We start from the raw sequence: 25,670 nt of genomic DNA on the forward strand, positions 1-25,670 counted from the left end.
GATTTATATAAGTTTGGATCAAAATCTTCAAATAAAACAGGGCAAAACAAAGAGGTGGTTTAAGTTTCAAATTGTAACTTTTTTTTACTTTTTAGTGCAAATTTTTAGGGTTCGTTTGACAACAGTTAAAACATTTGACAGTTAGACCTGTATCATAAGTAGATTGTGTCCACTCTGGTGCATGATTTACTGGATTTGGAGTATTATCTCTATCTATAGCAGCTTGAGTTTTTTGTACTCCTGCAGTTGATTGAAGCTGCATATTTGTATCAAAAGTAATTGACTCAAATTTATGCAATTCACTAAGATGAGATTTGATATTTGTAGGTGCCTTCCAAGTAGAAATATCAAATATATTATCAAATGCTACTTTAAAACCAGCATTAACTTGATAAGTATCTCTTGAGATATTATCCACATACTCCACAAATACAAAAGAATACGAAGCTGCATATGAATTTATTGTATTATCTTTTTCATATTGATATGCATAAGAAAACTTAGCATTATCAACTGGATAATAATCAACACCTAAACCATAAGAGCTTTCATTATCTTTGTACTCATAGAAAACTTGACCAGCATTTGCTGTAGTATCTATTGTACCAAATGAGCTTTCCCATCTTTTTGCAAGTTCTATATAACCAATAGATGTTTTTTCATCTTTGATTTCATAGTCACCAAAAACTTTTCCATTTAGTTTTGTATGACTACCACCAATTTCAGCATAAAAATCATCTCTAAGCATATAACCAGTTGCAAATGCTGCAGAGTATTGATTTACTCTTGTACTTGTGTTTACAGGAGAGAAAACTTTTTGGTTCAAATAATTCAAACCAAATTTGAAGTAAAGATTTTGAGTAAAAGGATTCACTTTCAAAACTGCACCAGTTCTGAAAAAATCACTCGTCCCCTCAGCCTTTACTTTGATAGCCTCACTATCAAACATAAGCCCGAAACCTGCAGAGCTGTCATGAGAAGCATCGACTTTCGCACCTACACCATATATGTTGATTGTTGCATTTCTGTTTTCGTTGATGTTCTTCCATGCCTCATTTGTAGAAGCAAAACTATTTGTCATCATACCTACTAGCACTAGGCTAAGAGTGAGTTTTTTTCTCATTGTGATTCTCTTTTTTTATGATTTTATGTTGTATTTTACCCCCCCCCATTATAAGAAAATGCTTAATACATCATTTCTCTTATTCCCATGTTCTGCGCGGGAACGCATACAGAGTAATATTCAAGGATTATGGGGCAGAAAACCAAAATTATTGTAAATTTATTTCCTTTTAATAAGGAAATGATACAATACACTACACAAAAAAATGGATAATTTATGGAAATTTTACTTGAAGAGTTTTACAAAACCGACCTACAACTTGAAAAGTATCACCAAAGAAAAGTCTATATTGATGATAAATCCTACCAGATAAACGGCATCACGCAGAGCGGCAAGACAAAACTGATAAAAAACTATCTGCTCTCTTTAAAAAAAAGCTCCTATCTCTACATCAACTGTGTAGATATACGCATAGAATTAGAGCCTTTTAATGCGGCACTTGCTGATTTTTGCAATGCCAACAAAATCGATGTTCTTGCATATGACAACTATCGGGAGGGTTTTATATTTCCAAATGTCACACAGTTGCTAGTTGCTTCCCAAAAACACTATAACATTCCTTTTTTAAAAACACTACAACTCTATCCACTTGATTATGAGGAGTTTTTAGCCTATGAGCATAAATATGACTCTTCTGCACTCAAGCACTTTGTCCAGCTTGGCGGATTTGCTGCTATGCATACTATCAGTGCTGATGAGCGCATATATTTCTTACAAAATATACTGCAAAACAGCTTGGACTCCGTTGAGTTTGACATTATGCGTCTGTGTGCAAAGTTTCTCTCACAAAAGCTCTCTGCTTTTACCATTTATGAGCGTCTCAAACAGAGTCGTAAAATCTCCAAAGACAAACTCTACAAATCTTTTGAAGCCCTGCGTGAGAAAAACTATATTCATTTATTAGAAAAGTTTGCTCACGCAAAAGCCACAAAAAAAGTCTATCTCTGCGATACATCGCTTAAAGCTGCCCTCTCAGTAGAGAAAAATTTCGGTCGCCTTTTTGAAAATATGATATTTTTAGAGCTTTTTAAAGCTTCCAAAAAAGTTTATTATGAAGAGGGGGTTGATTTTTATCTGCCAGATAATGATGAGATTATCCTCTCCAAACCTTTTGCGGATGAGCGGCGTCTGTTTAAAAAACTGGAGAGTATTGAGGCCTTTATCTTTAGCTATGGTGTGCGAAAAATCACAGTTGTCACTATGAATAAAGAAGGAAACATTGCGCATCCTCTCTCTCAAGTTGATATAATACCTTTTGATATTTGGGCTTTGGGAGATTAAAATGGACAAGCTGTGTGGCATAGATGAAGCGGGTCGTGGACCGCTTGCTGGTGATCTGGTAATGGCGGGATGTATCTTGCGTGAGACTGTGACAGGGCTCAATGATTCCAAAAAACTCACAGAGAAAAAAAGAGAAGCACTCTATAAAGAGATAATCAAATGCTCTACTTATCATATAGTTAAATTTTCTGCCGCTGCAATTGACGCCAATGGTATATCTCACTGTCTGCGTGAGGGGCTGAGGGAGATTATGCAAAATCTTGAAGCCCAGAGTTATCTCTTTGACGGAAACTCAAACTTTGGGGTGCAAGGTTTGGAGACTATGATAAAGGCCGATGGAAAAGTTGCAGAGGTAAGTGCTGCTTCCATTTTGGCAAAAGTAACCCATGACAGAGATATTTTAGAACTTGCAAAAGAGTATCCCGAGTATCAATTAGAAAAACATAAAGGGTATGGAACAAAACTCCATATTGAAATGATTAAAAAATATGGTTACTCACCAATTCACAGAAAATCTTACAAAGTAAAAGCACTTGAACCTACTCTTTTTTAATTTTTTACATTATAATATGTGAAATTTAACCTAAAAGGCTCTCAATGGAAGAAAAAGATTATGAAAATGCAATGATAGAAGCATTTGTAAACAAGTCCGAAAAAACATTGTGGTATCAGAATGCTTTTTCAAAGTTCAATATCAATGGTATTGATTCAATGAAATGGGTATGGAGCTGGTGGGCCTTCTTTGGAGGTTGGGCATTTTTGCTCTACAGAAAACAGTACATTCCTGCACTTGTACTTTTCATCATCTCTCTTTTAGCTGGAATTATTCCTTTTGGTGGTCTTCTTATTGCAGTTTTAGCCGGTGGTTTTTCTACATACTTTATCTATAAAGGCTATAAACATAAAAAAGCAGAGGTTGAAGCAAATATTGATGATATTGACAAACGAATTGAGACAATGCGTGCAGTTGGTGGCTACAATCAATGGGTAGTATGGGTATATGTTATCTTTGTTGCGTTGATGTTTTTTTACATCTTTAGTATGGTTATGGCCTCAATGGCTTCCATGAACTAATACTTTCTCTACATATGCATTGTTGCATATGTATTGCCTCATAAATATACAATAACTTTTTACAAATAGTGCTATAATATTCATAACTTTGACAGAGGAGACAGCCTTGAAACAGATAGCCGTCTTTAGTGATTCTTCGATTGATACTGAATATGATATTGTTACATTTAAAAGCTGGGAAGAATTTTCTAACAATAAAACTACTATTGCAGGGTTCTATATTAGTGCTTCATGTAGTGATATAGCAGATGAGTTAATAAAAGAAATTCGTTCCTCTGAATTTTGGTACTATCTTGTATATACAGAAGATCTTATACAAAACAGACTTTTTGATGGTGAAAAATCCCTCAAAGATGCGTTTAAAAGCTTTAAGTTTTCACAAGAGTTACTCTCTAAATTAAAACTTAATATAAAAGCATTAAAAAGAGAAGAAAAACTTCTTCTTTATCTTTATCTGCGGGAAGATTATGAACTGATCCCCGAATTTCATCCAAAAACAAAAAAACTCTACAAATATCCTATTTTAGAGTTCATTTCTCAAACGTCTAATGATTCTTGGGTCTATGAGCTTACAGCAAAAAGTCTACTTACATTTTCTAAAATTGTAGACAGAGTGCGCTTATGTAACCAATGCCAAAGTGCACATCTCTATTTTATCGATTTATGTCCGCAGTGTAAGAGTATCAATATAAAAGAGTCAAAAATTCTACACTGTTTTTCATGCGGTTATGTGGATGAAGAGAAGCAATTTCAAAAAGATGCAGGTCTGGTCTGTCCAAAATGTCTCACGCAGCTTAAGCTTATAGGCGTTGACTATGACCTCCCTGCTTCTGAGTACAAATGTTATGACTGCAGCTATATATTTAAAGAGCCTTATGTTGTTGCACGATGTATGGACTGTTCTGCTGAGAATGAACCTGACAAGTTAAATATAGAGGAGTTTCATAAACTCAAGCTTTCACTGCAGGGGCAGGAGTATCTTCTGTTGGACCAAAAGAATGTCATCTTCTCAATGTTTGCAGAGAGTCTCAAACATATTAAGATAGATGAGTTCAAACTCTTCCTCAACTGGATGACTTCTGTTTTTAAACGAGATAGCACTTTTCATTTTCTAGTAGTTCTTTTAGAGTTTGATAATATGCATAAATTTATCAACTACTACGGTTTTACAAAAACAAATGAGATTATGGAGGAGCTCTCACGCAGAATCTTAGAACTTCTGCGTGAGACAGACATGCTCTCAATGGATGATGAACACAGACTCTGGATACTGTTGCCGACGACATCGAAAAAAGGAATAGAAGAGAGACTTTTAAATATTCTGCATGAGCTGAAGATAGAAAACGGACCGCAACTCTCTGTAAAATTAAAAACATTCTATACCATTAAAAATCCACTCAAAGAGAAAAGTAATGCAAAAACCATAATGAATGATTTATTACAAAGTGAGGAAAATAAATAGCAAATGATAAATGCAATACTTGAAACACTTTTTGACATTTTACAGTCACACTCGACATTTGCAGATTTTTTGTTGCTCTTTACTCCTTTTATACTGCTACTGGAACTACCACTACTCTTTATGGTTATTTTAGGCATGTTTATCTGGGCAAAAAAAGAGCAAAAAAGAGTAGCTTTTCCAAAAAATATGCCAAAAGTCACTTGTACTCTTCTATGCTATTCTGAGGGTGAAAATATCATTGAGCCTATCTACTCCTTAGCTCATCAACTCTATCCAGGTGAAATAGAGATACTTGTCGTTATTGATGGCGCACTTGCAAATAAAAAGACTCATAATGTCGCTCTTCATTTAAAAAATGAGATTAATGCCTTGCAAAACCGTGAACTTAAAGTCATTCCAAAGTATAAAAGAGGCGGACGAGTTTCATCGATGAATCTTGGTATGCAATTAGCCAGTGGGGAAATCTTTATGGCTCTTGATGGTGATACGACTTTTGATAATGACATGGTCATTAAAGCTGTACAAAACTTTGATAATCCTGATGTAGTTGCAGTAGCTGGAAACTTACGCGTTAAAAATGCAAAAGAATCTTTGGCAACACGCTTGCAAGCCATTGAATATATGCTCTCTATCACAGCAGGAAGAACAGGGCTGTCTTCTTTTAATATGGTTAACAATATCTCCGGTGCTTTTGGTATCTTTCGTATTGAAATTTTAAAACTGCTTATGGGATGGGATAGTGGTACTGCTGAAGATTTTGATATAACAATGCGACTCAAAGAGCACTTTGCTATGTATCCAAACTGGCGTATAGTTTTTGACCCGCATGTCATAGGGCATACAGAGGTCCCCAGTACGCTTCTTGGATTTTTTCAACAGAGAATTCGCTGGGAAGGAGATCTTTTTTATATACTTATTCGAAAATATATAAACAATATCCGACCGAGTCTTCTTGGTGGGCTTAACTATCTCTTCACCCTTGTTGGTGTCTATTTCTTCCAAATCATCATGCCCTTTGTCATTACACTTTATACAATTCTGATGCTGATATTTGTACCATTTAATTATCTTCTAGGATTGAGCATTATTGTCTATGCTTTTTACTTTATGATGCTTCTGATTTTTTATATACTTTATATCTTTTTAATCAGTGAACGTCCTAAAGAGGATTTAGAGTACGTATTATATCTTCCTCTTTTTCCTATCTTTACCTATACAGCGAGAATAAATGCCGCACTGGCACTGCTTCACTCTATAATCAACAAATCACATCTTGATTCAAATATGGCACCATGGTGGGTACTCAAAAAAGGAAACTACTAAATATGCTGCAAAAAACAATCCTTCTTTTTCTCTTTACACTTTCTCTTTGGAGTTCAGAGTTTAAGCTTGACTGGTATAGCTGGGAAGGATTTTGCAACTACAAAAAAGCGCAAACATCTTTTTTTAGCAAACTCACTCCAACAAAAAGAATCTTCCTCTCTTTTAGTGCTCAGGAGATCTTGCAACTCAAAAATAACGCATATGAGAGAGCACTCTTAAAAGACTTTTTTCATGATGCAAAACAAAATGACATTCAAATTGAACTGCTTCTTGGTGACGAGAGCTATATCTATCCTCAAAATCACGAAAAACTCCTTGCACTCATAGATTTTTTTCAAAACTTTCCTTTCAAAGGAGTTCAGCTTGATATTGAACCCTCAGCTCTTCCAAAAGAGCAGCATCCACTTTGGAGAGATGAGATCATAAATCTTGTTCATAAAGTCAAGCAACATACTCCTTTAGCTCTTGGTCTCTCTATAAATCATAAAATAGCGAGCCATTCTCTATTACAAGAACTCCATACCGCAGGTCTTAATGAAGCGGTCATTATGTACTACAGTATCAACCAAAAAAAGGTAGTTCAAAAGCTCAAAAATCTCTTAGAAAACAATCAAAAGCTTCACTTCTCTCTTGCACTCTCCATAGAACCTTTAAGCGTTCTCTATCAAGATGAAACGTACGCACTTTATGGGAAAAAAAAATCTTTACAAAAATGGTATACAATAGCAAATGAGCTCTCATCTTATAATAATTTTGTAGCTGTTGTGATACAATCTCTTAAAGCATTTAATAAGGCAAAAAAATGAATGTACAATTTAATAAACCGCCATCTTCGGATGATGAAGTTCGAGGTCTAAAAGTAAACTATGCACCGGCACGAAGACCCTTTGCAAAATGGCGTTTTCGTCTAGTACTTCTTCTCTTTCTTTTTCCTTTTGTCACTTATGTTGCTTATCTCATCTATCATTATATCGTCATTATCGAACCTGGATTTGTTCTGTTAAAAGAGTTGAAGATAAAAACCCCTGCTGATGGTCAAGTTGTTATGCTCAAAGAGACAGGTGAAGTTGTCACAAAAGGCGATACGCTAGCAATCCTAAAAAATGATTTTCTTGAAGCAAAATACAACAATTACCTCAAAAAACTAGAGTTCAACCAAAAGAACATCATGGAAACCATCAACAACAATCGTACAGCTTTAAGAATTGCCAAAAATGCATATAACTATAGAAATGAAGATTATAAACGTATCAAAAAACTTAAAGAAAAAGGGAATGTCACACAGCTGGATGTCTCCAATGCGCTCATTCAACTAGAGAGTGCTAGACTTGCTTACACAAATGCAAAAGAGAGTCTTGAAAATAGTAAACTTGCCCTTAAAGATGTTCTGAATGACAAACTCGAACTTTATGAGATAAAAGAGAAGCTCAAATCATTGACTATTATTGCTCCGGAGAATGGAACGATTACTTCAAATGTGGCAAGAGAAGGTGAACTCGTACAGCAATATGATGAACTCTTGGTGATTGATCTGCATGCCAATCCAACAATGGAAGTCTTTTTAAATCCTAAAAATGCACAGTATGCAGAGGTTGGGAAAAAAGTAAACGTTATTTTTCCAAATAAACAAAAAATCAATGCTACTGTTTCAAAAATTCAAATGCGAGCTATCAAAACACCGCTCTCACTTAACAATATATTTCACAAAACACCCTACTCAATCGTCTTAGAGCTTAAACTTGAAAAACCTCTACCGAAGCGTTTTATGATAAACTATTTGCCAATAAAAGTACGTTTCAATCTCTTTGATAACCATTAGGATTCATAGACTGCCATCTCCATGAATCCTCACACATCTCACCCAAACTCTTCTTGGCACTCCACCCAAGCATCTCTTTTGCATAGCTTGTGTCTGCATAACATTTTGTAATATCTCCTGCACGTCTTGATACTATCTTGTAGAGTATCTTTTTACCTGAAGCCTGTTCATAAGCATCAACCATCTCTAAAACAGAATATCCTTTCCCCGTTCCAAGGTTTACTGTAAGTACATTCTCTAGAGTATCAATTTTTTGGAGTGCTTTTACATGTCCTTTTGCCAAATCGACAACATGAATGTAATCTCTCACACCTGTGCCATCTTTGGTCTCATAATCGTTCCCAAAAATACGTAACTCTTTTTGTTTACCAACTGCAATCTGGGCAATGTATGGCATCAGATTGTTTGGTAGACCATTTGGATCTTCTCCAATCAGTCCGGATTCATGTGCACCTACAACATTAAAATAACGTAACAATACAATCTTCCATTTATTATCAGAGACAAAAAGATCACGCAACATCTCTTCTGTAAAAAGTTTACTGCGTCCATAAGGATTTGTAGCACTCAGAGGAAAATTTTCTTTTATAGGTGTTGTATGCGGGTCACCATAAACAATGGCAGAGGAGCTAAAGACTATTTTTGTACACTCATTTTTCTGCATCACTTCACACAAAGACATTGTTCCATAGACATTATTGTCATAATATTCTAATGGTTTCTCAACAGACTCACCAACAGCCTTTAGTCCTGCGAAGTGAATGACAGAGTCGATATCGTACGATTTAAAAACAGACTCTAAAGCCTCTTTATCCCGAATATCACCCTCTACAAATATTATACTTTTGCCAATAATCTTCTCAACCCTCTTTAATGCCTCACGTGAGGAGTTGGAGAAGTTATCATAAACAAGAAAGTCATATCCCGCTTTCGCTAATTCTATACAGGTGTGCGTTCCAATGTAGCCTGCACCACCAGTAACAAGTACCATCTCTTATCCTGCAGCGTTCATAGCTAACTGTGCCATTTTTTGCACATACGCTTCAACAGACTCACCTGCATTTAAAACTTTTTGCAGTTCATTGATAAAGTACTCTTTTGTTCTCTCATCTGCAATATTAAAGGTATAGAGTACCCATTCTGCATTAAGGGCTATCTTTTCACCATTTTTTTCTACTTCAAATGTTCGATAAAGATTGATATCGGTAGATGAAAGCAGTTCTAAAACCTTTTGATAAAAGTCATTGACCTCATAGCTAATGAGTGTAGAGAGCTCTTCTTTTGGGATTTTAACCTCCATATCATCAAAATCAAATCTCCCAAGTATCAAAGCATCTCCTAAAACAAGCTGCTCACCTATGAAATAGGCTCTTTTCTTTTGGCTTAAAGCATTTGCATCTGTATAGATGACATGTTCGTTTATTGACTCTAACTCATCGATAAGGATTGAGCTAAAAAAAGTATAGACCGTATTTGCTTTCATCTCGATATCTATCTCAGATATCTCTTGTGTTTGTGGGTTTAGTGCAAGTGCTTTCATTAAAATTCATCCAGTAGTATTACAGAGACATAGGTACCTGCTTCTAAAAATTTATCATCTTCACCGGCAATCATCAGTGCCGAATTATGTAGCATATTTGTAAGAATCGCTGAGCTTCCTACTTTTTTGCCTTCAAAGTTCACAAAGTACTCACCATCTTCTATAACAACATTACAGGCAGTAAATTCTGTAAATCTACTACGCTTCTTAAACTCTTCCTGGAGTTTTGCCGCTACCATTTTATATGGTTTTTCTTTGCCAAGCATCTTTGCAATGAGTGGTAAGGCATACAGAATTGCAGTCACTGTTGAAGAGTAAGCAAAACCAGGAAGTGCCAAGATAAACTTGTGTCCACGCTGTGCAACTAAGATATGACGACCCGGCTTAATCCCGACACCTTTATAAACCACTTCAGCACCAAGACGAGGGATAATATCTTTGACAAAATCATAGTCCCCGACACTCACACCTCCGGTACTGACAAGGATATCTGCAGACTCAAGCGCATTTTCAAAAGTCTTCATTATGGCATCTCTATCATCAGGAGCCGTTCCAAGCTGAATCACCTCTGCACCAGCTGACTCAAACAGTGCTGCTAGTGTGTAGTTGTTTGAGCTTCGAATTTGAGCCGGATTGTCAGAGTTTTCTCCAAGATCAAGTATCTCACTTCCTGTTGCAATAACTGCTACACGAGGACGAAGTGCTACTTTTACCATCACACAGTTCAGCCCTGCCATTACACCGATTTCGGCAAAACCGATCTTCGTTCCTTTTTCAATAAGAATCTCACCAGCTCTATAACCCTCGCCTACAGGACGAACAGCATTCCTGCGCTCTACCATCTCATTGATAGTAATCTTGCCATCGGAAAATGTAACATTCTCTATCTGGATAAGTGTGTCACTCCCTTCTGGCATCATTGAACCGGTAAAGGTCTTAATAGACTCACCTTCACCTAAAACTCGGCGCTCATCATGTCCTGCAGGGTTATCTCCAAGGACAACAAGTTCACCTTTTTGTAAGTCTTCATGTTTTACAGCATAACCATCCATCGATGCCGTAGGAAACTGCGGGTCATTATAAACGGCTACAATATCCTCTGCCAAAACACGTCCAAGTGCACTGCTCAGTGGTACTCTCTCATAGCGATGGTTATTAACCTGCAGAAGGTCCAGCATATTCTGGCTTGTCTCGTAAGAGATAAAATCTGCTCCTGTTATACTCATTGGTTTGCTCCTAGAATTCCACTGCCTTTTATCGCAGTTGAGCGGTCTTTTGCATAAACACGTTGTCCATCTATGAGGTCATACTTCCAAATCGGTGCACTTGCTTTAAAATCTTCTACAAATTCATCTATAAATTCTAAAGCGACACGACGCTTTGGTGAAAATACTGCTGCAATATAAGAAGACTCATGCAGCATAACATCTCCACGTGAATGAGCCATTTTAATGATTGCGCCTCTTTCTTGTGCCTTTTTCTGCCATGCCTCATACCAAGACTCTAAAATCGGCTCATAAATATCAAAACTAAGCCCGTCAATACCGTCTTCACTGCGAACAGTCCCTACAAATGGAATGTAAGCACCATAGTTGCTTTGTGCTTCTGCGTCATACCACTCTTTTAAAATTTTTGGCACATCCAAAGCACCATCATAAAGGCTTAGCATCCATTAACCTCCGCAAACAGGTGGCAGAAGTGAGATCTTGTCTCCATCTTGCAGTACTACATCCAAAGAAGAAACCATTGTATCATTTACGGCAACTGCAGAGTTTTGCAGCCACTCAGAGAGCTCTTTATCTTTTTGTAAAATCTCTGCTAACTCATTTAAGTTTGTTATCTCAAGTTCCAGTGCATCTTTTTGTATCGGTCCTAAAAATTCTACTCTTACCATCTTTACTACCTTGTAAAATATTGTTCAAATTATATCTAAGATAAGTTAAGTGCGCTATAATTTCGCATGATTTTTGGAAAAATAGAATACCTCAACCTCCTCCCATTTCATGTTTTTATGAAACGCTTTGCCAAAAACTCTCAAGCAAAAGCCATCATGAATTATAAAAAGAATGTACCTGCCAAAATCAATCAAGAATTTATCAACAATCGTGTTGATGCCGCTTTTATATCAAGTATCGCAGCACAACAATACAAGTACATTAATCTTGGAATCATTGCAAAAAAAGAGGTACGCAGTGTTTTGGTTATTCCCTCACGCAGAGATAAAAATGATATAGAGTCCGCCTCTTCAAATATTTTGGCAAAAATACTAGCGCAAAATGGAGAGATACTCATCGGAGACAAGGCTCTGCGTTACTCTCTGAAAAACAGTGACTATGTAGATTTGGCAGAGCTCTGGAGCAAAAAACACCAACTCCCTTTTGTTTTTGCACTTTTATGCTATCACAAAGATAAAAAAGTCTATAAAAAAATCGAGAGAGAGTTTTTAAAAAAGAAGCAAAAGATTCCTGCCTATCTTTTAGAAAAAGCAGCAAAAAAAACGGCAGTAGACTCAAAAGAGATTTTAGACTATCTTGAGCTTATTTCCTACAAACTTGATAACAAAGCAAAACTTGGACTCAAAAAGTTTTATAAAGAGGCCAAAAAGCTCTAGATTTTTCCATCTAAATGCTCAGCTAAACGCTGTAGTTTCACTCTGTAAGCATCTATATCAAAATCTTTCTCGCGTGCTACACCATCTTCTATGGCAGCCTCTGCAACAGCTGATGCAACATATACAAGTACACGTCTGTCAAACGGTGAAGGGATGATATAGTCCGGACCAAACTCCATAACATCTCTATTGTGTGCAGCTTTTACATGATCCGGTACTTCTTCTTTTGCTAAACGTGCAAGTGCACGAGCAGCAGCGAGTTTCATATGTTGTGTGATTTTTGTAGCTCTTACATCAAGTGCACCACGAAAAATCTGAGGGAAACCAAGAACATTATTTACCTGATTTGCATAATCACTACGTCCAGTACCGATGATAATATCCGGGCGTGCTTTTTTGGCTACATCCGGTTTTATCTCAGGATTTGGATTGGCGCAGGCAAAGATAATAGGGTGCTCATCGCTCATTGACTGTACCATCTCAGGAGTTATCAAGTCAGGGCCGGAGAGTCCAAGGACCATATCGGCACCATTCATCGCATCTTCTAAAGTTCTATCTTCTGTTTTAAGTGCAAAGCGTTTTTTGTATTTATTGAGATCTTCCCTTCCATCATGAATAACACCTTTGGAATCAAGCATAATTATGTTTTTTACACCAAGCTCTCTGTACATATTACCACAAGCGATTCCGGCAGCACCCGCACCAATGATAACAACTTTAAGATCAGCAACATTTTTACCGCTCATCTCTAGAACGTTCATAAGTCCAGCTGTTGTAATCACAGCTGTTCCATGTTGATCATCATGAAAAACAGGGACATTACAAATCTCTTTAAGACGGCTCTCTACCTCAAAACACCTTGGTGCTGAAATATCTTCTAAGTTAATACCGCCAAAACTATCCGCTATCGCAGATACAATTGTAATAATCTCCTCTGTATCTTTTGTATTGAGCTCAATATCTACTGCATCTACATTGGCAAATGCTTTGAACAAAACACCTTTACCTTCCATAACAGGCTTACTTGCCATATGACCGATATCACCTAATCCCAAAACTGCTGTACCATCGCTAATGACAGCGACAAGGTTACCTTTATCTGTATATTCATATACCTTTTTCGGGTCCTTTTGAATTTCCAGACACGGATAGGCAACACCTGGAGAGTAAGCCATTGAAAGCTCCTCTTGGGTATGGCATGGTTTTGTTAAAAGTGTCGCTATTTTCCCATTTCCATCAAACTCATCTTTTGCTCTATGATAATTTAGAGAAGCCTCTTTAAATGATAAATTTTTTGACATAACAAATCCTTATTTTTCTATTAAAAATTATATAACTAAAATAAACGTTTAGATTTTATTTAAAAATAAAACACTGTTTCCTTTGGCATTATAATAAATCCCCATAGAGTTCTTGCGTGAGACAAAAACTCCGCGTCCGTTGAATTTTTTCGAATTTCTAAAAATCTGACTGAGTATGTGGGTATCAAACCCATCTCCCTCATCATAAATTTTTGTAACAATATATTCACTTGCAGACTCTTTGAACCTGTAAACTTCTACAAAGATCTTTTTTGAACAATCTTTTTCTAATTCATTTAACTTTTCAAAGTAAATATCTTTTTCTAGAAAATCATGTTTTGTTTGAGAATCAATACCCAAATTTCCATGCTCATAAGCATTCATATAGAGCTCTGTAAAAACAACACCTGCCTTGTAAGCCTCTTTCATATCAACATTCAACTCTTTCCAAAGCATCTCATACCAAGCAGAAGCACTCTCTACATCTTGTAATGATGTTGCAAACTCTTTCTTGCCAATAAGAGTCTCTTCTCGCATATCAAGGCTGTTAATAAATATAAGTGTCAAATCATCCTCTTGCTCTTTTATACGAGAGTTAAACTTATCTTTAAAATCTTCTCTCGTAAAAGATGTTTTAAAGTCCTCCTCTATAAAGCTCCCGTAAGATTGTTTCCCATCTTGTGTACTGTTTTCAACAATGCCGTCACTGTAAAAAAGAAACTTGTCAATATGTTGTACTTGATAATGATCTATTCTATACTCTCTCTGCCATTTACTCATCGGAGTATTGTTTGATTTAATTTTGATAATATTGTCTTGCTTGTCTTGAAGAAGAAAAGGAGGCATTGCAAACTTTGCATATTCTAAGAGACCAAAATAACTGTCAAAACATATATAGTCTATAGCTAAAACTTCATCATCAAGCAAAATTGGTCTGATAAACTCCATAGACTCACTAATAATGATATCTAAACTAAAACTGTCATGTTCAATCATCTTATCAATCAGATGATTGATAAAAGTCGTCATAATAACTGTTGTAAATGAAGCAGAGATCCCTTTGCCCATACCATCTACAAGAAGATAAAAGGTTCTGTGTTCATCGATTCTTCGGGCACTGTAAGCATCACCACTCAAAGTATCAAGTGGTCTGTAAAGAAAGTCTACTAAAGATGTTGTTTTTGAGTCTATCATCTGATAGTAAAAATCATTTCGAAGAATATTAAGTTCTTTTTCAAATGCCAGTTCTGCTTGATAGGAGGCATAAGCCTCACTCTTCTCCAAGAGTTCTAGTCTATCTTTGAACATTAAATTTTAAACTTGCTTAGTTCTGATTGTAATTTTTTGGCATCTCGTGTCAATGAATCCACTGCATTTTCTACTGTTGTTCTGAGTTCACTATTTTTCGATGCAACGTCAATAATCTCATCCATTGTTGTAATAAGTGTTTTTGTTTTTGTAGCAATAAGGACACTTTGATGCATTACATCTGTCGATTTATCTTTGGTATTCAAGAGATTCTCTTTAGTCTCATTTGAAGAGCTTATAAGCTCTTGCGCAGAGTCTGCTATCTCATTCATACTTTCTGATGTTTTATCTGTCTCTTCAGAGATCTCTACAACATTTTGTGTAATAAGATTTACATTTGCACTGATTTCAGAAAGTGATTTTTGTGTACGCTCTGCTAACTTTCTTACCTCATCAGCAACCACGGCAAAACCACGTCCATGTTCACCCGCACGTGCTGCTTCAATAGCAGCATTCAGTGCAAGAAGATTCGTCTGATCTGCAATATCAGAAATAATAGCGAGTACATCTTTGATATTTTTTGCCTGTTCTGTTAAAGATGCTACTTTGTTGACAAGATCTTGTTGCTGTTGGCTTCCATTTTCAATCGATGTCACAACTGACTCTAGTTTTACAATGAAAGTATCAAGCACATTAAAAGTACTATCTAAATCCTCTGTCACAACAATTGTGGACTCTTCAACAATGTCAAGTTTCTCACCAATTTCAGCAATTAAACCATTAACCTCTTTAATTTTATTCTCTTCAATCTGACTATTTTGTCTTAAAGTATCTATAACACTATTAAGCTTATGACTCTCTCTTGTCGTAGCCGTTGCCACATCCTGTGTATTATAAACACTCTCTTTAAATGATACAATCATTTTATGAAGTGCTCGTGAGATTTGAGAAATCTCATCATCTCCTTCTACAACCACATTACATGTCAAGTCTAAATCATTCGATACACAGCTGATCTTGCTAAGTGAGCTCTCAACACTTCTGTTTACACCACGTGCAATGATTAAGATAATAATAAAGACCGCAATTGCAAAGATACTGTATCCTAGCAGTGCAATAAGTGTATTTGTTTTATACTCTGCTTCAATATTTGCAAGTAGTTTGTCATTCTCTTTAGCTAAGTTATCATCCACTTTTTTAAGTAAATTGATCTTTTTTGTAATTGTTTTAAACCAGACAACACCATCAACACCAAAACCACCTTCATTTGCTTTAGCAACAGCAACTTTACGCATATTGTTCACTTCTGTAACAACAGATGAATTCATAATACGTTTATACATATCGACTGAATCTTTTGGAGCGATGCTCACAAATGCATCCATATAAGCATTCTGTTCTGCCATAAGCGTGATAAATTTCGCAAACATTCCAGAACCAAATTTGTCAGCAGAAAAAGTCGCACTCATAACAGCTCTCTCAATTCCGGCACGCTCTTTTGATTTTAAAAAGTTTGTATAGGCACTGAGTGCTTTTACAAGCTCTGGAGTATCAGCTAACTTCGCTGTAAGAGAAATCACGTGCAAAATATCTCTGTTCACTCCTGAATAGTAACCGACCTCATCTTTAACCGAGATTGTAAAATTATCAACACGGGAACGGATGTTTTCAATTCTTCCCATCCCATTCATAACAGCTTGAATACTTTTACGTAAACTCTCCTGATAATTTGTCAAATCAAGAGAGTTCACGTACATTTGAAGTTCTTTGAAACGACCATCTGTCAAAACTCTCTGCTTCTTTAAGATCTCACCGAATTTCTTTCCATTTGAGCCGAGAAAACCTGCACTCGCGCCCCTCTCTTTTTGTGTTTCATGTATAAGAAGAGAAAGTTTCTGTGAAAGTATATTTAACTCTTGTGCTTGTGTAATGACAGCTCTTTTTTCCAATGCTTTATTAATAGTCAACACCATGATTACCAGTGCAAAAGAGACGACAATAGCTGTAATGAGTTTGAGTTTGTTTTTAATAGTCATAATTTATACCTTCTTCACTTTAAAGAGTGTTACTAAATTTAAATCGTCAAAAAGTTCAAAAAGACTACTGTCTCCGACTTTTATAGAGAGATCAACGCCTTCTTTTTGCACCAGCTTTGTCAAATAACCGATGATGGAAGAGGTAATTGAAATAGAGTTTTTAATCGTAAGAATTATACTTTCATGTGTTTTTTTCACTTCATCAAGCATATCTTTTAAGATTTGATAGTCTCTGACTGATTTTATATTTCCGTGAATAATTATATTATTTCCTGATGATGAAATATCCATTTTTACCTCTGTTTATAGAAAATTAAAGTCTCTAATCATATCTAATTTAACCTTATTTAACCAAAAAAGCAAGCCAATCTTTCATCTTTTTCTCATAACCTATCTCTTTAAGATCAACAAAATGCAATGGTTTTGTTAAATAATTCTGCTTTACATAACCACCAAAATCATGCGGATATAAATATCCCTCATTTTGCTGTCTGATGTTCTTTGGAATCTTTAAAATTGCACCATCTTTAACAGCTTGAAGCGCTTTATTTATCGCTAAATATGCCGAATTAGACTTTGGCGAAGCACAAAGATAGATAACAGCCTGTGCTAAAATAATCCTTGCTTCGGGATAACCAATCTGTTTTACGCTTGTCAGTGTTGAAGTTGTAAGTGTTAAGGCTTGAGGATTGGCATTGCCCACATCTTCACTCGCAAGTATGACCAAACGGCGCGCTATAAAATCAGCACTCTCCCCTCCATCAATCAGCCTTGCAAGATAGTAGATGGCGGCATCAGTGTCACTGCCTCGAATCGATTTGATAAGTGCTGAAGCCAAATCATAATGCACACCCGCTTCGCTGCTTCCAGCCTGCAGGGCATTGGGACGTAAAGATTTCAGTAAATCCAGTGTTACCTCTGTACTAATGGCAGTTGCAAACTCCAGAAGTTTTAACATAGCCCTTGCATCACCACCGCTTGAGGCTATTAGATACTCTTTTGCATCTTTATCAAGTGTCAATTTTTCTCGATTTATAGCTTTGTTCAGAAGTTTTTCAAGCCCTGTGTGAGATATAGGACCAAGCTCAAAAAGCATAGAGCGGGAACGAATAGCGGAAGTGAGAGAGAAAAACGGATTCTCTGTAGAAGCACCGATAATGAGTACAGAGTTATTCTCCATTACAGGAAGCAGTACCTCTTGCTGATTTTTAGAGAGTCTATGCACTTCATCGATAAATATCAAAGGTTTCTGCAAAGCATTGGCATACTCTTTAAATATTTTTCGCAGCTCTTCAATCTTGAGTGAAGTCGCATTCATCTCATAAAAAGGCATATCCAGTGTTGTGGCAATTATTCGTGCGAGTGAGGTTTTTCCAACTCCTGCCGGTCCATAAAAAAAGCTATGACCAAGTGCACTCTTTTCACATAGTGTTCGAAGCGGGGCACCCACTTGCGTGAGATGTTCCTGCCCTACCATATCATCAAAAGATGCAGGTCGAAGCAGATAGGTAAAATCCAAGTTTTACTCTTTTTCTTTAGAAACTCTAGCCTTCTCTTTTGCCTTTCGTTTCTCTTCTTTTAAAAATTTATGTAGAGCTGAGTACTCACTGCGTGAGAGATAGCGGGTTTTACCTGTTGGAAGATTATTAAGCTCAATCTCTGCAAAACTCAGACGCTTTAGGTCAACAACTTCAGCTCCAAAGTGCGCAAAAAAACGACGCAGTTCTCTATTTTTCCCTTCTGAGAGTGCCACTTTCAACACTGAGTAATTTGGCTGATTTTTCTGAATTTTATACCCGATAAAAGGTTTAAATTCCATCGATTTGATCTTAGAATGTGAATGCGCACCAGCCGTTGCATCTTCCAGATAGATACCATTAAGCATCACATCTTCCATATCGGGAGTCACTTCTCCTTTGATTTTAATCTTATAGATTCTCTCTAAATCTGACTCCATCAAAGCCGTTGCCACATGAGAAGCATCTGTTAAAAGAAGCAGCCCTTCTGAAGCAAAGTCCAAACGCCCAACTGGAATAAAGTGACGAAAATCTTTATGAAGTGAATCGTAAATCGTTCTTCTTCCTTTTGGGTCTGACTTTGTAACGAGTTCCCCTTTTGGCTTGTTATAAACTATAACTGTATATTTTTCTTGCGGACTTACCTGTTTTCCACTGATATAGACAATATCTCTACCCTCTTCTACCTGTGTGGCAGGGTTCATCTCTATCTCGCCGTTAACACGGACATAACCATCTTGAATGGCACGGTCAGCCTCTCTGCGTGAATAGGTTGAGTAGTGTGCTATGTATTTATTTAATCTCATTATTTTATGAAATTCCTTTTTCTATCAGGGTATGAATATGAAGTACCCCTTTTATCTTTTTATTTGTATCTGTTACAACCAAAAGCTGTATCTTTTTTTCTTCTATTAAAACAAGTGCATCGCTTGCAAGCATCTCCTCATCATCGATAGAGAGCGGATTTTTTGTTGCATATTTAAGAACACTATCATCAAGTGAAAAATTTTCACTGAGCAGTGCCCGACGGACATCGCCATCACTCATCAGTGCTACAAGTCGTCCCTTTTTATCAACTATAAGTGCCGTACCGAGTCGTCCTTCACTGATAGTTAAAATCGCATCTTTTACTTTTGCATCTTCACCGATAAGCGGAAGATTCTCTGTTCGCATCAGGTTCTTTACTTTTACAAAAAGTTTTTTACCCAAAGCACCTCCAGGATGAAAAGAGGCAAAATCAGACTTTTGAAAATCACGTGCCTTCATCAAACAAACTGCAAGTGCATCACCAAGAGCAAGTGTCAGTGTCGTTGAGCTTGTCGGTGCAATATTAAGCGGACAGGCCTCACGCTCAACCGAAACCTTTATGACTAAGTCACTATATGTTCCAAGTGTTGAGTTCTCATTACGAGTCATCCCGATAAGTGGTACATCAAAACGTTTGATATGAGGAAGTATGGAACTGAGCTCTTCACTCTCTCCCGAGTAGCTAATCGCCAGTACTACATCATCACTTCCAATCATCCCCAAGTCACCATGAAGTGCTTCAGTTGGATGCAGAAAAAAACTCGGTGTTCCAGTTGAAGCAAAAGTAGCAGCCATCTTCGCACCGATGAGCCCGCTTTTACCGACACCACTTACTACAAGTTTACCTTTGCAGTTTAAAATCATCTCTACTGCTTTATCAAATTCATTACCGATTTTTTTCGAAGCTTCTTGAAGTGTTGAGGCTTCAATATCAAGTGTCTCTTGTGCAATTGTTTTATAATTCATAGGCGTATTATACCTTTTTTACCATCAAGAAGATATAATAAACAAAAACGATTTAAGGAAGTGGCTATGAGAGATACTATTGGAAAATACCTTGATACGATTGATGAGTTAAAACTTGAAGAGAGAATGCTTTGTCACAACACACTTATCTTGGGTGAGCAAGGTTCAGGGAAAACAAATCTTGCATGTAAGATACGAAACTACGTTATTGACAATGAAGTTCCAACACTTTACATGGACTTTGCAAATTCTCATGAAGATGAGGTTGAACTTCGCTATAAAGATGAACACTTTAACTATATTCGCTTTGAAGAGAGTGAAGCTTTTGATAAAGAGTTCTGTAGACTTGTTGCAGAAAAAAAACATATCTATATGGCAGTTGATCCAAAATATTTTGCAAAAAAGAGAGACGAAAGAAGTAAACTTTCAAAAATAATCTCAAAGCAAGAACTACTTGATGATTATTACTATTTTTTCCATGATATTGAAAATCTCAATGGTTTTTATACACAGTTTGAAGATTTTCTTCTCTATATGCTCTCTTTTGCCAACCTGCAAAAGTACGGTTTTACATTTTTGGCACAGCCACATGAGACATTTGAGAATCCACACCTTAAACTACTCTTCTCATTCCTCTTTCTTGGAAAGTGTTCTAATGCCAACTACTACAACACGGCAATTTTAAAAACACTCAAGAAAAACAAGTTCCTCTACCAGTACAGAACAGCTTACCCAACACTACTCTTTAATGAGATAGTAAGCTCCATGGTAAAAATAGACGAGTACGTACCAGAGCTTTAAAATGCAAAATCTTTTTGAGGAGGTTGGCTCACTTGATGTGAGATGCTATGAGGAGTTTGGGCTTACTGAAGATATCTTGATGGAACATGCTGCTGATGGAATGGCAGCATACATTCGAGCTAACTTCCCAACAAACTCCAAAATCATTATTGTCGTTGGTAGTGGGAATAACGGAGCAGATGGTATTGCCCTCTCAAGACTACTACATGGTGACTATCAAGTAAGCCTGCTTCATGCAAAAGAGCCAAAATCTCCAATGGCACAACTACAAAAAAAACGTGCCGATGCTATTAATATTCCAACAACAAAAGAACTTTTTGAGTGCGATGTAATAGTTGACGCTATCGTAGGCACTGGATTTAGTGGGAACTTCAATGAAGAGCTCACGCAGCTCATCGCGAAAATAAACACTACAAAAGCTTTTAAAATTGCCTGCGATATGCCAAGCAGTGGCTTTTTTGCAGATATTACATTGACAATGGGGGCACTTAAAAAAGCACTCTTTTTAGATGCGAACAAAGATGCAGTTGGAAAAATTCAAGTAATTGATTTAGGCATCTCACGCAAGGTTTATGAAAAAGAATCTAACTGGCAACTTCTTGATATAGAAGATCTTAAACTCCCTCACCGCCTGCGTGAGGATAGCCATAAAGGCAGTTACGGACATCTTGCAGTTATTAGCGGTGAAAAAATCGGAGCGAGTCTGCTTTGCGCAGAAGCTGCACTACGTTTTGGGTCTGGGCTTGTTACACTTGTAGGCTTTGAAAAAGAGCATTTTTTACACATTCCTCACGCATTGATGTATTCACATACGCTTCCAAAAAATACAAGCGCCCTTGCACTGGGTATGGGTTTTGGTGCTGAGTTTAGCACGAATGAACTTCTAAACTTTTTAGATAACGGTCTCCCTTTGGTAGTAGATGCCGACCTTTTTCATATGGAAATTATCAAAGATATTCTCAAACGAAAAAACATCGTCCTCACACCACATCCACGAGAGTTTGTTGCACTCTTAAAGCTCACGCATTTGGCAGATATAACAGTAGATACACTACAAAAGAAACGTTTTTACTATGTGGAACTCTTTTGCGAACATTATCCTCACGCAACACTGCTTTTAAAAGGGGCTAATGTTATCATTGGCCAAGATGAGCAATTTTTCGTCAATCCTCACGGAAGTGCAAAACTTGCAAAAGGTGGCAGTGGAGATGTACTCTCCGGACTTATTGCAGGACTTTTGGCACAAGGATACAAACCACTAGAAGCCGCCATACATGCTTCACTGGCACATACAAAACTGGCAAGTAATTACAATGGTGCTGATTTTTCTCTTACGCCAGATGATTTAATAGCAGGTATTGGTAATCTATAAGATTGCTTATGTTATAAATCAATAATTAATATAAATATAGGAAACACTATAATGGATAACAAACTAAAAATTGGAAAATATGAACTAGGCAGTCGTCTTATCGTTGGAAGTGGGAAGTATGACACATTTCAGATGACCAAAGAGGCAACACTGGCATCGGGAAGTGAGCTTATCACTGTTGCAGTACGCCGCTTAAACATCACTGACCCGGACAAAGAGAACTTACGTGATACTTTTGCAGGGACAAATGTGAAATTCTTACCAAACTCTGCAGGGTGTGTAACAGCTGAAGAGGCAATCACTACTTTTCGTCTTACACGTGAGGCAACAGGCATTGATCTTATCAAGCTTGAAGTTATCGGCGATACGCAAAAAACACTCTATCCTGATGTGTTAGAGACTATCAAAGCATGTGAAGTACTTTATAAAGACGGTTTTACAATTATGGCATACACTTCAGATGACCCGATCATGGCAAAACGCCTCGAAGATGCAGGGGCTCACGCTGTTATGCCTCTGGCAGCTCCTATTGGAAGTGGGCTTGGTGTACAAAACCCTTACAATGTTGTTTTTGTACGTGAAGCGGTAGATGTTCCAGTAATTGTGGATGCGGGAATCGGATGTGCAAGTGATGCTGCCTATGCTATGGAGCTTGGTGCTGAAGGAGTTTTAACAAACACAGCAATCGCACAGTCTTCAGACCCAATAGCTATGGCTGAAGCAATGAAGCATGCCGTTATTGCCGGCCGTATGAGTTATCTCGCAGGAAGAATTCCTAAAAAACCTTACGCTACGGCATCTAGCCCTGTTGATGGACTCATTCAGTTCTAGACGTTAAACTTCTTTGAGAGATGGGTCATCAGAAGAAGCTGTCCCATCCCCTCAAAAAACTTCTCGATCCCCATCTCTTTTGCCTCTAGTGACTTTTTCAAAGCCGAATAAAAAACAAGTTGTGACTCATTTGAAGCCTGCATATAGGTATCGATAATATAATCTAGTGTCAATGTAATCACTTCACCATTGACTTCAAAATCTATACTTGATGCAGGATTGACTCCCTCTTGGGCTAAAATTTCTCGGCACCCTTTTGCGATATCCATCTAAATAATCCCCATAAGTGAAAGCATTACTACAAACATCGCAACAGGTGTGATGTAGCGAAGTGAAAAGTACCAAGTTCCATAAGCCCAGCCAAGCTGTGGCTTGACAACTTTTTTAACTTCGCTCTCAGGAATGATATAACCGACAAAAACAGCCATAATAAGTCCGCCAAGTGGCAGCATAATAGCCGCTGTCACATAATCAACCCAGTCAAAGAAGTTCTTGCCTCCCCAAGTAAGCATCTCTTTAGCACCATCTATATTTGAGAGAATCGCAAAAACACCAAAAAACCAAAAGAAAAAGCCCATAGAGAGTGAAGACTTCATACGACTCCAACCAAATCTATCTATAAAATACTGTACCATTGGCTCAACAAGTGAAACCGAAGATGTAAGTCCGGCGAATGCAAGTGCTAAAAAGAAAAGAACAGCAAACACATTACCAATGATTCCCATCTCATAAAAAGCAGCAGGCAATGAGATAAAGACAAGTCCGGGACCTTTTGCAGGGCCTGAGCCATATTGGTACAAAAATGTAAAGAGCATAAGCCCTGCCACAATGGCAATGGCCGTATCTAAAAAAGCAACCCAAAAAGCACTCTTAACTAAGCTCGCGCCCTTTTCAAGAGAAGCTGCATAGGTCATAATAGCACCCATACCAAGACTAAGCGTAAAGAAGGCATGCCCAACAGCCACAACAAATGCTTCAGAGTTTACTTTGGACCAATCTGCATAGAACATAAACTCAACAGCTTGGGAAAATGCCCCAAGTGTTGTTGCATAAGCGAACATAGCACCCAAAATAAGCATTAAGGCAGGCATCAGATAAAAATTTAACTTCTCAATCCCGCCTTTAATCCCTCTGTGAACAACATAGGTAATAAATAAAAATGAGAGTGTATGGTAAAAAAGCTGTGTCAAAAAATCGGAATGAAGCATTAAGGTAAATGTTGTCTCAGCCTCTTTTACCGTCGCAGGTAAAGTTGTTAATGACGTAGCAATATAGTTAAAGATCCATCCAATAACAACAGAGTAAAATATCATAATAAAAAGACCAGCTAAAGCTTGAAACCCGCCAAACTTCCAAAGTTCTTTATTTTTTGGTGCTAATTCTTCAAACGATGTAACAGCATCACGACGCCCAAGATACCCGATAAGCATTTCCGCTATCAAAATAGAAAAGCCGATAAAAAGAACTGTAAAGAGATAAATAAGTACGAATGCTCCGCCACCATATTCGCCGGTAATGTATGGAAATTTCCAAATATTTCCAAGTCCAACAGCAGATCCTGCCGCAGCTAAAATAAACCCTATCCTACTAAATCTTGCTATCTTCATATATAACTTTCCCTTTTTCTTAGGCTAATTATACTTAAAAAGATCATTTTTTTAAAGAAATTGAGAAATACTATTGACAAATGAAGCGTTATTGACTATAATTTCGCCTCATTAATCAGCATAACTGCTTGTTTAATGTGTAGGTCGGGGTGTAGCTCAGTATGGTTAGAGTACTTGGTTTGGGACCAAGGGGCCGAAGGTTCGAGTCCTTTCACCCCGACCATTTTTTTTCAAATCACAACTTTTTATATTTAAAGATCAATAAAAGATGGTGGGATTAGCTCAGTTGGTTAGAGCACTAGTTTGTGGCACTGGGGGCCGCGAGTTCGAATCTCGTATCCCACCCCATGAATTTTAAATATAAACAAACATATAACAATTATTGACGCGTCCGTGGCTCAACTGGATAGAGTTTCGGATTTCGGCTCCGAGGGTTATAGGTTCGAATCCTATCGGGCGTACCACTTTATGATTTGAATGCACTAAAGCAATTTGACTTAGATTGTTCAACTGATAACATGAGCGTCCTTAGCTCAGCTGGATAGAGCAACGCCCTTCTAAGGCGTAGGTCAAAGGTTCGAATCCTTTAGGGCGTACCACTTAATATTGTTTGTCAGAAGTGACACTAAAAACTTAACCACGCGGACGTGGTGAAATTGGTAGACACGCCAGACTTAGGATCTGGTGCCGCAAGGTGTGAAGGTTCAAGTCCTTTCGTCCGCACCACTCAACAAATCTTTACAACTCCCTAAAATACGACGATTTACACATTTTTAATCATTTAAGCTTCCACTAGGTGTCCGCTTAGGTGTCCATTTTTCCTATTAAATCGCCCATTCAACCGCCCATTCAACCAATAAATGCAATTTCCACCTCTTAATTATGCAGCCATTACTTTTGAAACTGTAGCATAAAAAACTTGAGCAGGAGTTTTAAAGCCAAGAGATTTTC

At 37.3% G+C, this 25,670-nt stretch carries 26 protein-coding genes and 5 tRNA genes; 16 read left to right on the forward strand and 15 right to left on the reverse strand.

Going from position 1 to position 25,670, the window contains the following annotated elements; translation table 11 throughout:
• Nucleotides 1-91: 91 nt before the first annotated feature.
• Nucleotides 92-1,123 carry a hypothetical protein gene (locus MNY27_RS09680; RefSeq protein WP_346392238.1) on the reverse strand — a complete coding sequence of 344 codons (1,032 nt, stop codon included), beginning with the start codon at nt 1,121-1,123 and terminating at the stop codon, nt 92-94.
• Between the two features lie 216 nt (nt 1,124-1,339).
• Between MNY27_RS09680 and MNY27_RS09685 the strand changes: the two genes are divergently transcribed.
• The 7 genes from MNY27_RS09685 to MNY27_RS09715 all read left to right on the forward strand — a co-directional run bounded on the left by MNY27_RS09685 (nt 1,340) and on the right by MNY27_RS09715 (nt 8,082).
• Entirely contained in the window at nt 1,340-2,404 is a 1,065-nt protein-coding gene (locus tag MNY27_RS09685) for an ATP-binding protein (protein WP_152184516.1), read from the forward strand.
• Between the two features lies 1 nt (nt 2,405).
• Complete coding sequence (locus MNY27_RS09690) at nt 2,406-2,957, forward strand: ribonuclease HII (protein WP_152184517.1); 552 nt, start codon at nt 2,406-2,408, stop codon at nt 2,955-2,957.
• 44 nt (nt 2,958-3,001) lie between these two features.
• A complete protein-coding gene (locus tag MNY27_RS09695) occupies nt 3,002-3,478 on the forward strand; it encodes a DUF2628 domain-containing protein (RefSeq protein WP_152184518.1) in 477 nt (158 codons plus the stop codon).
• A 106-nt stretch (nt 3,479-3,584) separates the two neighbouring features.
• Nucleotides 3,585-4,940, forward strand: a complete 1,356-nt coding sequence (locus MNY27_RS09700; RefSeq protein WP_152184519.1) for a diguanylate cyclase — start codon at nt 3,585-3,587, stop codon at nt 4,938-4,940.
• A 3-nt stretch (nt 4,941-4,943) separates the two neighbouring features.
• On the forward strand, nt 4,944-6,263 hold the full coding sequence (locus tag MNY27_RS09705) for a glycosyltransferase (RefSeq protein WP_346392239.1): 1,320 nt from the start codon (nt 4,944-4,946) through the stop codon (nt 6,261-6,263).
• A 2-nt stretch (nt 6,264-6,265) separates the two neighbouring features.
• A complete protein-coding gene (locus MNY27_RS09710; RefSeq protein WP_152184521.1) occupies nt 6,266-7,069 on the forward strand; it encodes a hypothetical protein in 804 nt (267 codons plus the stop codon).
• Nucleotides 7,066-8,082 carry an HlyD family efflux transporter periplasmic adaptor subunit gene (locus MNY27_RS09715; RefSeq protein WP_346392240.1) on the forward strand — a complete coding sequence of 339 codons (1,017 nt, stop codon included), beginning with the start codon at nt 7,066-7,068 and terminating at the stop codon, nt 8,080-8,082. Before MNY27_RS09710 ends, MNY27_RS09715 begins: the two co-directional genes overlap by 4 nt.
• Here the strand turns inward: MNY27_RS09715 and galE are convergent.
• From galE to MNY27_RS09740, 5 genes are read right to left on the reverse strand one after another with little or no spacing between them, the layout of a single operon-like run.
• Nucleotides 8,060-9,073 (reverse strand): UDP-glucose 4-epimerase GalE, encoded by a 1,014-nt coding sequence (galE, locus tag MNY27_RS09720; RefSeq protein ID WP_152184523.1) that lies wholly within the window; start codon nt 9,071-9,073, stop codon nt 8,060-8,062. The genes MNY27_RS09715 and galE overlap by 23 nt on opposite strands.
• Nucleotides 9,074-9,076: 3 nt before the next feature.
• Nucleotides 9,077-9,622 (reverse strand): hypothetical protein, encoded by a 546-nt coding sequence (locus tag MNY27_RS09725; RefSeq protein ID WP_152184524.1) that lies wholly within the window; start codon nt 9,620-9,622, stop codon nt 9,077-9,079.
• A complete protein-coding gene (gene glp / locus MNY27_RS09730; protein WP_152184525.1) occupies nt 9,622-10,848 on the reverse strand; it encodes a gephyrin-like molybdotransferase Glp in 1,227 nt (408 codons plus the stop codon). The genes MNY27_RS09725 and glp overlap by 1 nt, the downstream gene beginning before the upstream one ends.
• Nucleotides 10,845-11,291 carry a molybdenum cofactor biosynthesis protein MoaE gene (locus MNY27_RS09735; RefSeq protein WP_152184526.1) on the reverse strand — a complete coding sequence of 149 codons (447 nt, stop codon included), beginning with the start codon at nt 11,289-11,291 and terminating at the stop codon, nt 10,845-10,847. The genes glp and MNY27_RS09735 overlap by 4 nt, the downstream gene beginning before the upstream one ends.
• A gap of 3 nt (nt 11,292-11,294) precedes the next feature.
• Nucleotides 11,295-11,516 (reverse strand): MoaD/ThiS family protein, encoded by a 222-nt coding sequence (locus tag MNY27_RS09740; protein WP_152184527.1) that lies wholly within the window; start codon nt 11,514-11,516, stop codon nt 11,295-11,297.
• 66 nt (nt 11,517-11,582) lie between these two features.
• On the opposite strand from MNY27_RS09740, the gene MNY27_RS09745 reads away from it, so the two are divergent.
• Nucleotides 11,583-12,233, forward strand: a complete 651-nt coding sequence (locus MNY27_RS09745) for an MqnA/MqnD/SBP family protein (protein WP_152184528.1) — start codon at nt 11,583-11,585, stop codon at nt 12,231-12,233.
• Here MNY27_RS09745 and MNY27_RS09750 read toward each other — a convergent pair.
• The 7 genes from MNY27_RS09750 to MNY27_RS09780 are packed head-to-tail and all read right to left on the reverse strand — an operon-like array spanning nt 12,230 to nt 20,108.
• Nucleotides 12,230-13,534 (reverse strand): malic enzyme-like NAD(P)-binding protein, encoded by a 1,305-nt coding sequence (locus MNY27_RS09750; protein ID WP_152184529.1) that lies wholly within the window; start codon nt 13,532-13,534, stop codon nt 12,230-12,232. The genes MNY27_RS09745 and MNY27_RS09750 overlap by 4 nt on opposite strands.
• Nucleotides 13,535-13,582: 48 nt before the next feature.
• A complete protein-coding gene (locus MNY27_RS09755) occupies nt 13,583-14,842 on the reverse strand; it encodes a PP2C family protein-serine/threonine phosphatase (RefSeq protein ID WP_152184530.1) in 1,260 nt (419 codons plus the stop codon).
• Nucleotides 14,842-16,818, reverse strand: a complete 1,977-nt coding sequence (locus tag MNY27_RS09760; RefSeq protein ID WP_152184531.1) for a methyl-accepting chemotaxis protein — start codon at nt 16,816-16,818, stop codon at nt 14,842-14,844. Before MNY27_RS09760 ends, MNY27_RS09755 begins: the two co-directional genes overlap by 1 nt.
• A 3-nt stretch (nt 16,819-16,821) precedes the next feature.
• Nucleotides 16,822-17,109 carry a hypothetical protein gene (locus MNY27_RS09765; RefSeq protein WP_152184532.1) on the reverse strand — a complete coding sequence of 96 codons (288 nt, stop codon included), beginning with the start codon at nt 17,107-17,109 and terminating at the stop codon, nt 16,822-16,824.
• A 52-nt stretch (nt 17,110-17,161) separates the two neighbouring features.
• Entirely contained in the window at nt 17,162-18,337 is a 1,176-nt protein-coding gene (locus MNY27_RS09770; RefSeq protein ID WP_346392241.1) for a replication-associated recombination protein A, read from the reverse strand.
• 3 nt (nt 18,338-18,340) lie between these two features.
• The gene (locus MNY27_RS09775; protein ID WP_152184534.1) at nt 18,341-19,141 is read right to left on the reverse strand and encodes a pseudouridine synthase; all 801 of its coding nucleotides are present in this window, start codon (nt 19,139-19,141) and stop codon (nt 18,341-18,343) included.
• Between the two features lie 4 nt (nt 19,142-19,145).
• The gene (locus tag MNY27_RS09780; RefSeq protein WP_152184535.1) at nt 19,146-20,108 is read right to left on the reverse strand and encodes a KpsF/GutQ family sugar-phosphate isomerase; all 963 of its coding nucleotides are present in this window, start codon (nt 20,106-20,108) and stop codon (nt 19,146-19,148) included.
• Nucleotides 20,109-20,174: 66 nt separating this feature from the next.
• Here MNY27_RS09780 and MNY27_RS09785 point away from each other — a divergent pair, with 66 nt between their 5' ends.
• From MNY27_RS09785 to MNY27_RS09795, 3 genes are read left to right on the forward strand one after another with little or no spacing between them, the layout of a single operon-like run.
• On the forward strand, nt 20,175-20,909 hold the full coding sequence (locus tag MNY27_RS09785; protein ID WP_152184536.1) for an ATP-binding protein: 735 nt from the start codon (nt 20,175-20,177) through the stop codon (nt 20,907-20,909).
• 1 nt (nt 20,910) lies between these two features.
• Nucleotides 20,911-22,281 carry an NAD(P)H-hydrate dehydratase gene (locus MNY27_RS09790; protein ID WP_346392242.1) on the forward strand — a complete coding sequence of 457 codons (1,371 nt, stop codon included), beginning with the start codon at nt 20,911-20,913 and terminating at the stop codon, nt 22,279-22,281.
• Between the two features lie 51 nt (nt 22,282-22,332).
• Nucleotides 22,333-23,112 (forward strand): thiazole synthase, encoded by a 780-nt coding sequence (locus tag MNY27_RS09795; protein ID WP_152184538.1) that lies wholly within the window; start codon nt 22,333-22,335, stop codon nt 23,110-23,112.
• Here MNY27_RS09795 and MNY27_RS09800 read toward each other — a convergent pair.
• Both MNY27_RS09800 and MNY27_RS09805 read right to left on the reverse strand, forming a co-directional pair.
• Nucleotides 23,109-23,381 (reverse strand): hypothetical protein, encoded by a 273-nt coding sequence (locus MNY27_RS09800; protein WP_152184539.1) that lies wholly within the window; start codon nt 23,379-23,381, stop codon nt 23,109-23,111. The two genes, MNY27_RS09795 and MNY27_RS09800, sit on opposite strands and share 4 nt — an antisense overlap.
• Nucleotides 23,382-24,719, reverse strand: coding sequence for a sodium-dependent transporter (locus MNY27_RS09805; protein ID WP_152184540.1), 1,338 nt, complete (start codon nt 24,717-24,719; stop codon nt 23,382-23,384).
• Nucleotides 24,720-24,864: 145 nt separating this feature from the next.
• On the opposite strand from MNY27_RS09805, the gene MNY27_RS09810 reads away from it, so the two are divergent.
• The 5 genes from MNY27_RS09810 (at nt 24,865) to MNY27_RS09830 (ending at nt 25,445) form a co-directional block, all read left to right on the forward strand.
• Nucleotides 24,865-24,942: transfer RNA gene (locus tag MNY27_RS09810), tRNA-Pro, on the forward strand.
• Between the two features lie 48 nt (nt 24,943-24,990).
• A tRNA-His gene (locus MNY27_RS09815) sits at nt 24,991-25,067 on the forward strand.
• A 39-nt stretch (nt 25,068-25,106) separates the two neighbouring features.
• Nucleotides 25,107-25,183: transfer RNA gene (locus MNY27_RS09820), tRNA-Arg, on the forward strand.
• Between the two features lie 58 nt (nt 25,184-25,241).
• Nucleotides 25,242-25,318: transfer RNA gene (locus tag MNY27_RS09825), tRNA-Arg, on the forward strand.
• 42 nt (nt 25,319-25,360) lie between these two features.
• Nucleotides 25,361-25,445 (forward strand) — tRNA-Leu (locus MNY27_RS09830).
• Nucleotides 25,446-25,670: the final 225 nt, after the last annotated feature.

The sequence above is a fragment of the Sulfurimonas sp. NWX79 genome (assembly GCF_039667035.1).
GTDB lineage: Bacteria > Campylobacterota > Campylobacteria > Campylobacterales > Sulfurimonadaceae > Sulfurimonas > Sulfurimonas indica.

What these genes read in the sequence shown, in the direction of transcription:
- MNY27_RS09680 (WP_346392238.1), bottom strand. Translation starts at nt 1,123, where the DNA reads ATGAGAAAAAAACTCACTCTTAGCCTAGTGCTAGTAGGTATGATGACA.
- MNY27_RS09685 (WP_152184516.1), top strand. Translation starts at nt 1,340, where the DNA reads ATGGAAATTTTACTTGAAGAGTTTTACAAAACCGACCTACAACTTGAA.
- MNY27_RS09690 (WP_152184517.1), top strand. Translation starts at nt 2,406, where the DNA reads ATGGACAAGCTGTGTGGCATAGATGAAGCGGGTCGTGGACCGCTTGCT.
- MNY27_RS09695 (WP_152184518.1), top strand. Translation starts at nt 3,002, where the DNA reads ATGGAAGAAAAAGATTATGAAAATGCAATGATAGAAGCATTTGTAAAC.
- MNY27_RS09705 (WP_346392239.1), top strand. Translation starts at nt 4,944, where the DNA reads ATGATAAATGCAATACTTGAAACACTTTTTGACATTTTACAGTCACAC.
- MNY27_RS09710 (WP_152184521.1), top strand. Translation starts at nt 6,266, where the DNA reads ATGCTGCAAAAAACAATCCTTCTTTTTCTCTTTACACTTTCTCTTTGG.
- MNY27_RS09715 (WP_346392240.1), top strand. Translation starts at nt 7,066, where the DNA reads ATGAATGTACAATTTAATAAACCGCCATCTTCGGATGATGAAGTTCGA.
- galE (WP_152184523.1), bottom strand. Translation starts at nt 9,073, where the DNA reads ATGGTACTTGTTACTGGTGGTGCAGGCTACATTGGAACGCACACCTGT.
- MNY27_RS09725 (WP_152184524.1), bottom strand. Translation starts at nt 9,622, where the DNA reads ATGAAAGCACTTGCACTAAACCCACAAACACAAGAGATATCTGAGATA.
- glp (WP_152184525.1), bottom strand. Translation starts at nt 10,848, where the DNA reads ATGAGTATAACAGGAGCAGATTTTATCTCTTACGAGACAAGCCAGAAT.
- MNY27_RS09735 (WP_152184526.1), bottom strand. Translation starts at nt 11,291, where the DNA reads ATGCTAAGCCTTTATGATGGTGCTTTGGATGTGCCAAAAATTTTAAAA.
- MNY27_RS09740 (WP_152184527.1), bottom strand. Translation starts at nt 11,516, where the DNA reads ATGGTAAGAGTAGAATTTTTAGGACCGATACAAAAAGATGCACTGGAA.
- MNY27_RS09745 (WP_152184528.1), top strand. Translation starts at nt 11,583, where the DNA reads ATGATTTTTGGAAAAATAGAATACCTCAACCTCCTCCCATTTCATGTT.
- MNY27_RS09750 (WP_152184529.1), bottom strand. Translation starts at nt 13,534, where the DNA reads ATGTCAAAAAATTTATCATTTAAAGAGGCTTCTCTAAATTATCATAGA.
- MNY27_RS09755 (WP_152184530.1), bottom strand. Translation starts at nt 14,842, where the DNA reads ATGTTCAAAGATAGACTAGAACTCTTGGAGAAGAGTGAGGCTTATGCC.
- MNY27_RS09760 (WP_152184531.1), bottom strand. Translation starts at nt 16,818, where the DNA reads ATGACTATTAAAAACAAACTCAAACTCATTACAGCTATTGTCGTCTCT.
- MNY27_RS09765 (WP_152184532.1), bottom strand. Translation starts at nt 17,109, where the DNA reads ATGGATATTTCATCATCAGGAAATAATATAATTATTCACGGAAATATA.
- MNY27_RS09775 (WP_152184534.1), bottom strand. Translation starts at nt 19,141, where the DNA reads ATGAGATTAAATAAATACATAGCACACTACTCAACCTATTCACGCAGA.
- MNY27_RS09780 (WP_152184535.1), bottom strand. Translation starts at nt 20,108, where the DNA reads ATGAATTATAAAACAATTGCACAAGAGACACTTGATATTGAAGCCTCA.
- MNY27_RS09785 (WP_152184536.1), top strand. Translation starts at nt 20,175, where the DNA reads ATGAGAGATACTATTGGAAAATACCTTGATACGATTGATGAGTTAAAA.
- MNY27_RS09790 (WP_346392242.1), top strand. Translation starts at nt 20,911, where the DNA reads ATGCAAAATCTTTTTGAGGAGGTTGGCTCACTTGATGTGAGATGCTAT.
- MNY27_RS09795 (WP_152184538.1), top strand. Translation starts at nt 22,333, where the DNA reads ATGGATAACAAACTAAAAATTGGAAAATATGAACTAGGCAGTCGTCTT.
- MNY27_RS09800 (WP_152184539.1), bottom strand. Translation starts at nt 23,381, where the DNA reads ATGGATATCGCAAAAGGGTGCCGAGAAATTTTAGCCCAAGAGGGAGTC.
- MNY27_RS09805 (WP_152184540.1), bottom strand. Translation starts at nt 24,719, where the DNA reads ATGAAGATAGCAAGATTTAGTAGGATAGGGTTTATTTTAGCTGCGGCA.